Here is an 11,846-nt window from a genome sequence, read left to right on the forward strand (position 1 = left end):
CTGGACCGGTTACGGTCGGAGGCCGAAGTCTCAGGCCGCGCGCGGCGCGATGAATTTCTGCTCGGTCTTCTTCTTCCTGGTCACGTGAAGAAGTGCGGCGGCTACCGCCGCAGGCCCGATGGCCCTGTATTGATTGGCGAGCGCCGGTTGCTTGGCGCGAACGTCCTTCTTGCTGCGTTTCATTTGCTCTGTCCCTTGTGTCCCCAGGGGAAGCTTCCCCCTTGGGCGTTGCACATGATGGGCGATTTCGCCCAAATCGTGACAGTTCTTGCAATGTAGGACCTAAATGCTCCGACACCGTGGCGGGATGCTTAACAATTTGTTTCGGCGGCTTGCCATTCGCGACTCGGACTTGACGGCAACGGCGGCCAAGGCGATAAAGCGCGCGCATGGAAACGTCTTTCGCCATTTGCGGCATTTCGATTATTGGCTAGCGCACGCGCTGGTCCGGACGTTTTCGCCTCATCTTGATTGACAGGACAAACGCCCCGGCCAGCAGGCCGAGGGAGCTTTATGTCCGGTTTCAAGGGACTTCGCCTTTACAATACCCTGACCCGCGCGAAGGAGGACTTCGTCCCCATCGATACCGAAAACGTGCGCATGTATGTCTGCGGGCCGACGGTCTACGACTTCGCCCATATCGGCAATGCGCGGCCCGTCATCGTCTTCGACGTGCTGTTCCGCCTGCTGCGTCACTTCTACGGTGTCGACCACGTAACCTATGTGCGCAACATCACCGACGTGGATGACAAGATCAACGCCCGCGCCTTGCGCGATTTCGGCGCCGAGATCGACGCCGGCACACTGACGCTGAACGAAGCGATCCGCCGCGTCACCGAAAAGACCGCCGACCAGTTCCACAAGGATGTCGCCACCCTCGGCTGCCTGCCGCCGACGGTCGAGCCGCGCGCCACCGAGTTCGTCCAGCCCCGTGCCGACGGCAAGACCGACATGATCGGCCTGATTCAATCTCTCATCGAGCGCGGCCATGCCTATGAATCGAATGGCGAAGTGCTGTTCGACACGGCCTCCATGCCGGACTATGGCCAGCTTTCCAAGCGGCCGCTGGACGAGCAGCAGGCCGGCGCGCGCATCGCGGTGGACGCGCACAAGAAGAACCCGCAGGATTTTGTCCTGTGGAAGCTGTCCTCGGCCGAGGAGCCCGGCTGGGAGTCGCCGTGGGGCAGGGGGCGTCCTGGCTGGCACATCGAATGCTCGGCCATGTCGTCGGCCTATCTCGGCGAGGTGTTCGACATCCATGGCGGCGGGCTCGACCTGATCTTCCCGCACCACGAGAACGAGATCGCCCAGTCGCGCTGCGCCCACGGCACGCACGCGATGGCGAATGTCTGGATGCACAACGGCTTCCTGCAGGTGGAAGGCCAGAAGATGTCCAAGAGCCTCGGCAACTTCTATTCCATCCACGAATTGCTGGAGACCGACACGTTCGGCGGTCGTAAGTGGCCGGGCGAAGTGCTGAGGCTCGCCATGCTGATGACGCACTATCGCGAGCCGATCGACTTTTCCGTGCGCAAGCTGGAGGAGGCCGAGAACACGCTGCGCAAATGGAAGCGGGCGGCCGACCTTGCCGAGGGTCGTGAGGCGGCCGTTCCCGCTGCCGTCCTCGAAGCCCTGTCCGACGACCTCGCCACCTACGCCGCCTTCCAGGCGCTGACGCTGCTGGCGGGCGAGGCCGGTGAGGATGGCGCTGCCGCGTCGGCAGTCAAGGCGGCGCTCGCTTTCCTCGGTTTTGAAACCGGAGCGGCCGAGGTTGACGAGAAGGCCGTCGCCGAGGCGATCGCCCGCCGTCTGGCGGTGATCGCGGCGAAGGACTGGGCCGCAGCCGACCGCATCCGCGACGAATTGCTGGCGAAAGGCATCCAGCTGAAGGACGGCAAGGACCCGGCGACGGGTGAGCGCATCACGACATGGGAGGTAAAGCGATGATCGACCATACGGGCATTGCGGTGAAGGATTTCGATGCCGCCAAAAGGTTCTATGACGCAGCGCTTGCACCTCTCGGCGCCTCGCTGGTGATGATGGTGCCGGAGGAATACACCGGCGGCGTCAAGGTCGGCGGCTATGGCTACGACCGGCCGCAGTTCTGGCTGCACGAGTCCGGCGAGCCGGGGTCGGGCCGGCATTATGCCTTCACCGCCGACACCCGCGCCGAAGTTGACGCCTTCTACGAGGCGGCTATGGCGGCTGGCGGCCGCGACAACGGCAAGCCCGGTATCCGTGCGCACTACCATCCCAACTACTACGGCGCCTTCGTCTACGATCCCGACGGCAACAACATCGAGGCCGTCTGCCACAACCCGGAGTAAGCAAAGATGGTTTGCCTTGCCCTGACCTCCACCCCTAACCCCTCGCCGCAAGGGGGAGGGGGATTCCGCGACGCTGGCATTCCCCTCCCCCTTGCGGGAAAGGGGTGGGGGTATTGGCGTCGTCCATGCGGGAGGTTTGTATGAGCCTCGACAACAGGCCCACCTATTCCGGCGGCTGCCAGTGCGGCGCGGTTCGCTTCCGCGTCGAGGGCGCGCTGGGCGACGCCTCGGTCTGCCATTGCCGCATGTGCCAGAAGGCGTTCGGCGCCTTCTACGCGCCGCTGGTCTCGGTGCGCGGCGCGCGGCTGGAATGGACGCGCGGCCGGATGAGCACCTTCCGCTCGTCCAACCATGTGAAGCGCGGCTTCTGCAACAAATGCGGCACGCCGCTCGCCTTCACCGCGCCGGACGGCACCGCACTTGCCATCGGCGCCTTCGACCACCCCGAGGAGATCGTGCCGTCGATCCAGTGGGGCACGGAAGCGAAGCTTCCCTATGTCGATGCCATTGGCAGCCTTCCGCAGGAGGAGACGATGGCCGACCTCGGCGAAGCGCCCTATCTCGCCGACCTCGTCTCCTACCAGCATCCCGACCACGACACCGAAACCTGGCCGCCAAAGAAAGAAGCATCGAAATGACCTTGCGCACCCTCTACCCGGAGATCGAGCCGTTCGAGACCGGCATGCTCGACGTCGGCGACGGCCACACCATCTATTGGGAGCGCGTCGGAACGAAAGGCGCCAAGCCGGCGGTGTTCCTGCATGGCGGGCCGGGCGGTGGCGTTTCGCCCAAGCAGCGGTGCCAGTTCGATCCGAAGCTTTACGACGTGGTCCTGTTCGACCAGCGCGGCTGCGGCAGGTCCACCCCCTACGCCTCGCTCGATGCCAACACGACCTGGCATCTGGTCGCCGACATGGAGCGGCTGCGCGAACTGTGCGGCTTCGACAAATGGCTGGTCTTCGGCGGTTCGTGGGGCTCGACGCTGGCGCTCGCCTATGCCGAGACGCATCCCGAGCGGGTCAGCGAACTGGTCGTGCGAGGCATCTACACGCTGACGCGGGCCGAGCTCGAATGGTACTACCAGTTCGGCGCGTCCGAAATGTTCCCGGACAAATTCGAACGCTTCCAGGCGCCTATCCCGGAAGCCGAGCGCGGCGACATGATGGCCGCCTACCGCAGGATCCTGACCGGCAGCGACCGGCAGAAGCAAAGCGAGGCCGCCATCGCATGGTCGAGCTGGGAAGGCCAGACCATCACGCTGCTGCCGGAGCCCGAAACCAGCGACCGCTTCGCCGAGGCGGACTATGCGCTGGCCTTCGCCCGCATCGAGAACCACTATTTCGTCCATGGCGGCTGGTTCGAGGAAGGCCAGCTGTTGCGCGATGCCGGCAGGCTGAAGGACATCCCGGGCGTCATCGTGCACGGCCGCTACGACATGCCGTGCCCGATGAAATACGCCTGGGCCCTGCACAAGGCGTGGCCGAAGGCGGAATTCTTCCTCGTCGAAGGCGCCGGCCATGCCTTCACCGAGCCCGGCATCCTCGACCGGCTGATCTACGCGACCGACATGTTCGCGGGGAAGGTGTGATGGCTATGCCGAGTTTTACCCTCCCCCTTGCGGGGAGGGTCGATGAGCCAACGAAACGCAGTGGAGTTGGCGAGGCGGGGTGGGGGTGGAGATGACCAGTTCCACGCCCGCCACCCCCACCCCGGCGCTGCGCGCCGACCCTCCCCGCAAGGGGGAGGGTAAAGCGCGCCTCTACCTGTTCGACACCACCCTGCGCGACGGCCAGCAGACGCCGGGCATCGACTTTTCCGTCGAGGACAAGACGGCAATCGCCTGGCTGCTGGACGACTTCGGCATGGACTATGTCGAGGGCGGCTATCCGGGCGCCAACCCGACCGACACGGCGTTCTTTTCCGAAAAGCGCACGCGGGCGGCGAAGTTCGTTGCCTTCGGCATGACCAAGCGCGTCGGCGTCTCGGCCTCGAACGATCCGGGCATCGCCGCCTTGATGCAGGCGAAGTCGGACGCCGTCTGCTACGTCGCCAAGAGCTGGGACTATCATGTGCGCGTGGCGCTGGGCTGCACCGAGGAGGAAAATCTCGACGCCATCCGCGCTTCCGTCGAGGCGGCGCGCGCCGCGGGCAAGGAACCGATGGTCGATTGCGAGCACTTTTTCGACGGCTTCAAGGCCAATCCGGCCTATGCGCTGGCCTGCGCCAAAGCGGCCTTCGAGGCCGGCGCGCGCTGGGTGGTGCTGTGCGACACCAACGGCGGCACCCAACCCTCGGAGGTGCGGGAAATCGTCGGTAAGGTGATCGCCGCCGGCATTCCCGGCGAGAACCTCGGCATCCACGCCCATGACGACACCGGCCAGGCGGTCGCCAATTCGCTGGCCGCGGTGGAGGCCGGCGTGCGCCAGATCCAGGGCACGCTGAACGGCATCGGCGAGCGCTGCGGCAACGCCAACCTCATCACGCTGATCCCGACGCTGATGCTGAAACCCGCTTATGCCGACCGCTTCGAACTCGGCATTTCGGCCGAGCAGCTTGCCGGCATATCGCGCCTTTCCCGCGCCTTCGACGAACTCTTGAACCGCGCGCCGGAGCCGCAGGCGCCCTATGTCGGTGTTTCCGCCTTCGCCACCAAGGCCGGCATCCATGCCTCGGCGCTGGCCAAGGACCCGGCGACCTACGAGCATGTGCCGCCCGAGACGGTCGGCAATCGCCGCCGCGTCATGGTATCGGATCAGGGCGGCAAGGCCAATTTCCTCGCTGAACTGAAGCGGCGCGGCATCGACGTGCCGAAGGACGACCATCGGCTGGACGCGCTGATCGCCGTCGTCAAGGAGCGCGAGGCCGAAGGCTACGCCTACGAAGGCGCCGATGCCTCCTTCGAGCTTCTGGCGCGCAAGATGCTGTCGGGCATTCCGGAATTCTTCGCCGTCACGTCCTTCCGCTGCATGGTCGAGCGCCGCTTCGATGCCAACGGCCATGTGAAAACCGTCTCGGAAGCCATCGTGAAGCTTTTGGTCGACGGCGAGGAAAAGATGTCGGTAGCGGAAGGCCACGGCCCGGTCAATGCGCTGGATATTGCGCTCCGCAAGGACCTTGGCCGCTATCAGGCCGAGATCGCCGACCTCGAACTCGCCGACTACAAGGTGCGTATCCTCAACGGCGGCACCGGGGCGATCACGCGCGTGCTGATCGAATCGCACGACGGCACCGGCGCCCGCTGGTGGACGGTCGGCGTCTCCGACAACATCATCGACGCTTCGTTCCAGGCGCTGATGGATTCCATCAGCTACAAGCTGATGAAGAACCGCGAGATGGCCGGGCTGGTGGCGGCGGAGTAGGGCGCGTGGCGCGACTTCCCCCTCCCCCTTGAGGGGAGCGACTATCTGAGGTGTCAAGTTGCATTTGCGAACTCGGTGCGCGCGTCGCGTGCTTTTGCGTTGAGGATGACGAGTAGCTTGCGGGCGAGCGCGATGCGGATGACCATCTTCTCTTTTCCGGCGGCCTGCAGCCGCTGATGGAAGGCGGCGAGATGCGGGTCGTATTTGGCGGCGAGCCTGGCGATGAGAAAGAGCACACCGCGCGGCCCGGCGCGGCCACCGCGCAGGTGACGTCGGCCGCTACGCCTGCCGCTGTCGTTGGCCATCGGCGCCAGCCCGGCGAGCTTGGCGATTGCCTTGTTGGAAAGGATGCCGATTTCGGGCAATTGAGCAAGCAGGCGGGCCACGGTGCGCGAAGCCACGCCCTTGATCGAGCGGAAGGTCCGATCGAGCCTGGCCCACAGCGGGTCGTCGTCGATCAACGAGGCGATCTCGCCCTCGATGCGGCGGCTCTGGCGCGTGAGCAGCGCGATGACCTCTTCGAGACTTGCGACCGTCTCGGCATCGGCCGCCGCGCTCCTGCGCTGCTTGTTGACGGTCAGGTCGGCGCCGAGCTGGGAAAGTCGGACCATCAGAGCTTTGAGCCGCGCCTGCGCCGGGCTGGGCGGCGGCGTCGGCATGATCTGCTTGGCTTCGGCGAAGCGGGCGATGACGGCGGCGTCGATCCGGTCGGTCTTCTCCAGGAAGCCAATCCCCTCAGCGAAACAGCGCACGTTGCGCGCGTTGACGATACCGCAGGGCTGGCCGGCCTGCCACAGCAGCAGGAAAGCCAGCCGCTCATAGCCGCCCGACGCCTCCATGACGGCGAGTTCGGCACCATGGTCCCGGCAGAAGCCGGCGAGCCCGGCAATGCCGGCCGCGTCGTTGCCGAAACGCTCTGCCGTCGCGCCTGGCTCGACATGGGCGTCGAGCCAGTCTTTCGAAACATCAACTCCACAAATGGTCCTGCTCACGGTAACCTGCCTTGTGCGTGCGGTTGAAGCCAAGCGACTATTCGGTCGTGCGTGACGAGGCGAAGATCCCTGGCTCCCCTGCGGTTGTGGCCGGAGGGTGTACGGGCGACTTCGCCAAGCCTCGAACCGGATGGCCATCCGGTTCGAGGCTCAGTCGCTTTCCTCGCACAAATCCTGCCTGCGTGCAGATACAAGGGTGGCCCGCGTAGCGGGTCGGGAGGGGTCGCCTCAACTGTTCCGACGCTATGAAGCCCTCGCTCTATGGTCAACGACCCCTCCCACCGCCCTGCGGGCGGCGTCCTTCGGACCCCCTCAAGGGGGAGGGGGAAGGCGGCGCGTTTCACCCTCACCACGCTGCCTTTCGGCCCTGGCCATTGTCAAAGAGCGGACCTCTTATGCTTGAGGTCGGGAAGCGGGCGCGGGGGCCGTGCCTGCTAAGTTAAGTAATGGCGCGGCATCCCGCGCCCGCCGGTGTCTTGCCTCCCCGAGGGTCGCTGCCGCCTTTCTGGGGCGGCCCGCTGGCTCGGTCGAGGCCCGGACTTGGGGGTTCATCGCCCAGCCGCCTACCGTAGACGACCAGCCCGGCACCGTCTCCCGCCACAAGCGCCCGGTTCGCGACCCGCGTTCCCGCACAGGAGATGGCAGGCAGTATGAGGTGGGTGAAAAGGACGGGGATAGATTTCGGGAAGATTTTTCGCAGAGAGAAGCGCGGCGCGGGCGTCCCCCTCTCCCCGTTCACGGGGAGAGGGTAAGGGTGAGGGGCGGTGCCAACATTGCAGATGGCATGGGCTATCGCATATGGCGCTCCCCCTCTCCGTCTTGCTTCGCAAGCCACCTCTCCCCCACTTCGTGAGGGGAGAGGATGGGCACCAAGGTTGCAGCCGGCGTATCCTCTCCACCGAAACGGGGGGAGAGGTGGCGCGCCCGTAGGGCGCGACGGAGAGGGGGTAACGCGCCATATGCGATAACCCTGCCGTAAACGGGGAGCGGACACTCACCCATCGCCAAAAATCCATTGAGCCATCAGAAATTTGCGATGGTATCGATGCCGGCTCTGGGCCATAGGGTTGGGCCATGACCGCACAGGCACTTTCCGCAGACACCGACAACGGAGCCCGCCGGGGCTTCGTGCTGGCCCTCGCGGCCTATTTTCTGTGGGGCCTGCTGCCCTTCTTCATGAAGGCGGTGGCCCATCTGCCGCTGGCGGAAGTGGTCGCCCACCGCATCATCTGGTCGGTGCCGATCGCCGCCGCCGTGCTGGTCTGGCTCGGCCGGACGGCCGATTTCAAGACGGCGCTCAGGTCGCCGCGCATGCTGGGCATGGCGGCCCTGACGGCGGCGCTGATCACCATCAACTGGAGCATCTACGTCTGGGCGATCGCGGTGGACCGCACCGTCGAGACGGCGCTCGGCTACTACATCAATCCGCTCGTCAGCGTCTCGGTCGGCGCCATCTTTCTCGGCGAGCGGCTGAGCCGGCTGCAGATCGTTGCCGTCGGGCTGGCGACGGTCGCCGTGGTCGTGCTGACGATAGACAGCGGCACGCTGCCCTGGGTGTCGCTGGCGCTGGCTTTCTCCTTCGCCGCCTACGGCTTCTTCCGCAAGACACTGCCCATCGGCCCGAGCCAGGGCTTCCTGCTCGAAGTGCTGATCCTGTCGATCCCGGCGCTCGGCTATATCCTCTATCTCGCCGCCACGGGACAGAGCCATTTCGCCACGGGCGCCTGGCAGGACACGGCGCTGCTCCTGTGTTGCGGCCCGATCACGGCGGTGCCGCTGCTGATGTTCGCCTTCGGCGCCAAGCTGCTCAGGCTGTCCACCATCGGCATCATGCAATACATCGCGCCGACCATGGTGTTCCTCATCGCCGTGCTGATCTTCCATGAACCTTTCGGCATGACCCAGGCCGTCGCTTTCGCCCTGATCTGGGCGGCGCTCGCCATCTATTCCTGGCCGATGCTGACCGCACTGGCGGGCGCGTCGCGCGGATCGGCCTCTGGCACGACGCCCGACACGACGCATTGACGTTGCCTCCACATCGTCTAGGCTCTCGCTTCCGAGGCGGCCGGCAAGAGCCGCATGCAACGACGGTTGGGAGTGAAGCGGCATGATCCTGACGGCATCGCTGCTTGCCGGTTTGGCTTTTGCCTGGCTGCTGATCGGGGTGATCGAGAAGATCCGGCTCGGAATCACCTTGCCGCAGGCGATTCTCTATGTTCCGCTCAAGCTCGCCTGGCGCGTCGGCGACCGGCGCATGGCGCTTGCGCGCGATGCATCGGCGCCGGTGATCTATATCGTCACGCACCGTTCGCGCATCGATCCCGCGCTGATGCTGTCGCTGCTGCCGCACGACACCTTGCATATCCTCGACGAGAAATCGGCCGCCTCGACCTGGCTGGAGCCGTGGCGCGAACTGGCCCGCACCATCGCCTTCAACGCCGAGCACGTCTTCGTCAGCCGCCGGCTTGTGCGCGTCCTGAAGGGCAGGGGACGGCTCGCCGTCTATATGCCCGAAGCCGTCGAGCCGGACGTCAAGTCGTTCCGGCTCTACCGCGCCGTCACCCGCATCGCCATGCAGGCGGAGGCCCGCATCGTGCCGATCTTCGTCGGCGGCGCGAATGCGCTGCCCTTCGCCCTGAACCCGGCGAAGGGCCTGCGTCGCCGCTGGTTCCCGCGCCTTTCGATCAGCGTGCTGGAAGCGAAGACGGTGGACGAACTGGTGGCGCTGAACGGCGACGGTTCGGCAAGCACCAGCAACGCCGTGTTCGACCGGCTGGCCGAGGCGCGCCTTGCCGCCGCCGACCTCGATAGCGGGCTGTTCCTGGCGATGCGCGATGCCGCGGACCGTGTCGGTCCCTCGCATCCCGTGGTCGAGGACGTCGTTTCGGGTGCGCTGAGCTATCGCAGGCTGTTCACCGGCGCGCGCGTGCTGGGGGCGCGTTTCGAGAAGGCGACGGCGCCCGGCGAGGCCGTCGGCGTGCTCCTGCCCAACACCAATGGCCTCGTGCTCTCGCTGCTCGGCCTGTGGTCGGCAGGCCGCGTGGCGGCGATGGTCAATTACACGGCGGGGCCGGCGAGCGTCACGGCGGCGGTCCGCACCGCCGTGATCCGCAAGGTGGTTTCCTCGCGCGCCTTCATCGAGAAGGCCGATCTCGGCGATGTCGTCCAAGCGGTCGAAGCCGGCGGCGCCGAGTTCCTCTGGCTGGAAGACCTGCGCGCCGGTGTCGGTCCGGTTGAAAAGCTGTTCGCCGCGCTTCTGTGGCGCCGGCCCTTGCAGCGGCAGGATGCGGGCAAGCCGGCGGTCATCCTGTTCACCTCCGGCTCGGAAGGCTCGCCGAAGGCGGTGGTACTGTCGCACCGCAGCCTGCTTGCCAACGCCATGCAGGCCGAGGCGCGCATTTCCATCTCGCCGGCCGACACGCTGCTCAACGTGTTGCCCGCCTTCCATTCCTTCGGCCTGACCGGCGGCACCATCCTGCCGCTGGTGACGGGCGTAAAGCTGTTCCTCTATCCCTCGCCGCTGCACTACAAGCTGATCCCCGAGATCGCCCGCAAGGTGAAGCCGACCATCATGTTTGGCACCGACACCTTCCTTGCCAACTATGCGCGCACGGCCAGGGACGGCGACTTCTCCAGCCTGCGCTTCGTCGTCGCCGGTGCCGAGGCGGTGAAGCCGGAGACGCGAAAGGTCTGGCGCGAGCGCTTCGGCGCCGAGATCATCGAAGGGTTCGGCCTGACGGAAGCCGCCCCCGTGGTCGCCGTCAACACCGCCATCCACGGCCGCGACGGCACGGTCGGCCGCCTGCTGCCGGGCATGCGCATGCGGCTGGAGCCGGTCGAGGGCATCGCCGAGGGCGGGCGCCTCTGGCTCGTCGGCCCGAATATGATGATGGGCTATATGAGCGGCGACCGGCCGGGCGAATTGCAGCCGCTGACGGACGGCTGGCATGACACCGGCGATATCGTCTCCGTCGACCGCGACGGTTTCCTCGCCATTCGCGGCCGCGCCAGGCGCTTCGCCAAGATCGCCGGCGAGATGGTGTCGCTGGGCGCGGTCGAGATGCTGGTGCAGGCGCTATGGCCGGAGGAGCGGCATGCCGTCGTCTCGGTGCCGGACAAGCGGCGCGGTGAGCGCATCGTACTGGTGACGACCACGCGCAGTGCCGATCCGGAGGAATTGCGCAAGTTCGGCAAGGCGCATGGCGCGGCCGAACTGATGGTGCCGGGCGATATCGTCAAGGTCGAGGAGATTCCGGTCCTCGGCTCCGGCAAGACCGATTATGTGGCCGCACGCGGGCTGGCGATCAGCCGGCTCGGCCTCGGCGAGGCGGCCTGACGCTAGTCGCGCGAGCCTTCGTCGACGTCGGGCGGCAGGATGGCCTCGCCCTCCTTCTTGGCGCGGCGGGAATAGGCGAGCACGCTGAACGGCAGGAAGATGAGGTAGGCGACCACCGAGGCAGTGAGCGTGTACCACGGATAGCTGACCAGAAGCAGGATGTAGAGCGCGACCGCGAGGATGACCAGCAGCACCCGGTCGCCCGGGATCTTCAGGCTCTTGCCCGAATAGACCGGCAGCCGGCTGACCAAAAGGAAGGCGACCAGCACGGTGAACGCGGTGGCTGCGAAGGCGATCGGCCGCGTCGGCTGTAGGCCGAGGAAGGAGAGGTAGAGCGGCAGCATGACCAGCATGGCGCCCGCCGGCGCCGGCACGCCGACGAAATATTCGTTCTGCCAGGCCGGCCGGTCTTTCTGCTCGTCCAGCACGTTGAAGCGGGCGAGCCGCATGCCGCAGGCGATGGCGAACAGGAGTGCTGCGATCCAGCCGGGCGAGCCGGCGCGGTCGAGCAGGTAGGCATAGAGCACGAGCGCCGGCGCGACGCCGAAATTGACGATGTCGGCGAGCGAATCCATCTGCGCGCCGAACTTGGAGGTGGCCTTCAGCAGCCGCGCCAGCCGTCCGTCGATGCCGTCGAGGAAGGCGGCGAGCAGCACCATCACCGTCGCCGTCTCGAAGCGCCCCTCGAAGCCGAAGCGGATGCCGGACAGGCCGGCGCAGATCGCCAGCACCGTCACCAGGTTGGGGAACATCAGCCTGAGCGGAATCTCGCGGATGCGCGGCCCGCCCTGGCCGTGCGGCTCGAAGCGCTTGAACGGCTTGTCCATCGGCG

The 11,846-nt window shown here is 66.2% G+C and carries 10 protein-coding genes; 7 read left to right on the top strand and 3 right to left on the bottom strand.

The window, feature by feature from the left end; translation table 11 throughout:
• Positions 1 to 30 precede the first annotated feature (30 nt).
• Positions 31 to 183 carry a hypothetical protein gene (locus tag FGU64_RS23145; protein ID WP_168734532.1) on the bottom strand — a complete coding sequence of 51 codons (153 nt, stop codon included), beginning with the start codon at positions 181 to 183 and terminating at the stop codon, positions 31 to 33.
• A gap of 330 nt (positions 184 to 513) precedes the next feature.
• Here FGU64_RS23145 and cysS point away from each other — a divergent pair, with 330 nt between their 5' ends.
• The 5 genes from cysS to cimA all read left to right on the top strand — a co-directional run bounded on the left by cysS (position 514) and on the right by cimA (position 5,686).
• Entirely contained in the window at positions 514 to 1,947 is a 1,434-nt protein-coding gene (gene cysS, locus FGU64_RS00230; protein ID WP_139950420.1) for a cysteine--tRNA ligase, read from the top strand.
• Positions 1,944 to 2,327 carry a VOC family protein gene (locus FGU64_RS00235; RefSeq protein WP_139950421.1) on the top strand — a complete coding sequence of 128 codons (384 nt, stop codon included), beginning with the start codon at positions 1,944 to 1,946 and terminating at the stop codon, positions 2,325 to 2,327. Before cysS ends, FGU64_RS00235 begins: the two co-directional genes overlap by 4 nt.
• 140 nt (positions 2,328 to 2,467) lie before the next feature.
• A complete protein-coding gene (locus FGU64_RS00240; RefSeq protein ID WP_136358075.1) occupies positions 2,468 to 2,965 on the top strand; it encodes a GFA family protein in 498 nt (165 codons plus the stop codon).
• Entirely contained in the window at positions 2,962 to 3,915 is a 954-nt protein-coding gene (pip, locus tag FGU64_RS00245) for a prolyl aminopeptidase (protein ID WP_139950422.1), read from the top strand. The genes FGU64_RS00240 and pip overlap by 4 nt, the downstream gene beginning before the upstream one ends.
• Before the next feature lie 91 nt (positions 3,916 to 4,006).
• Positions 4,007 to 5,686 (top strand): citramalate synthase, encoded by a 1,680-nt coding sequence (gene cimA / locus FGU64_RS00250; RefSeq protein WP_139950423.1) that lies wholly within the window; start codon positions 4,007 to 4,009, stop codon positions 5,684 to 5,686.
• A gap of 53 nt (positions 5,687 to 5,739) precedes the next feature.
• Here the strand turns inward: cimA and FGU64_RS00255 are convergent, their stop codons facing one another.
• On the bottom strand, positions 5,740 to 6,678 hold the full coding sequence (locus FGU64_RS00255; protein WP_139950424.1) for an IS110 family transposase: 939 nt from the start codon (positions 6,676 to 6,678) through the stop codon (positions 5,740 to 5,742).
• Between the two features lie 1,074 nt (positions 6,679 to 7,752).
• On the opposite strand from FGU64_RS00255, the gene rarD reads away from it, so the two are divergent.
• On the top strand, positions 7,753 to 8,703 hold the full coding sequence (rarD, locus tag FGU64_RS00260) for an EamA family transporter RarD (RefSeq protein ID WP_139950425.1): 951 nt from the start codon (positions 7,753 to 7,755) through the stop codon (positions 8,701 to 8,703).
• An 82-nt stretch (positions 8,704 to 8,785) separates the two neighbouring features.
• Complete coding sequence (locus FGU64_RS00265) at positions 8,786 to 11,014, top strand: AMP-binding protein (RefSeq protein WP_139950426.1); 2,229 nt, start codon at positions 8,786 to 8,788, stop codon at positions 11,012 to 11,014.
• A gap of 2 nt (positions 11,015 to 11,016) precedes the next feature.
• Here the strand turns inward: FGU64_RS00265 and pssA are convergent, their stop codons facing one another.
• Positions 11,017 to 11,841, bottom strand: coding sequence for a CDP-diacylglycerol--serine O-phosphatidyltransferase (gene pssA, locus FGU64_RS00270; RefSeq protein WP_139950427.1), 825 nt, complete (start codon positions 11,839 to 11,841; stop codon positions 11,017 to 11,019).
• Positions 11,842 to 11,846 lie beyond the last annotated feature (5 nt).

Origin of the sequence: Mesorhizobium sp. 8 (assembly GCF_006351905.1) — a bacterium.
Lineage (GTDB): Bacteria > Pseudomonadota > Alphaproteobacteria > Rhizobiales > Rhizobiaceae > Mesorhizobium > Mesorhizobium composti.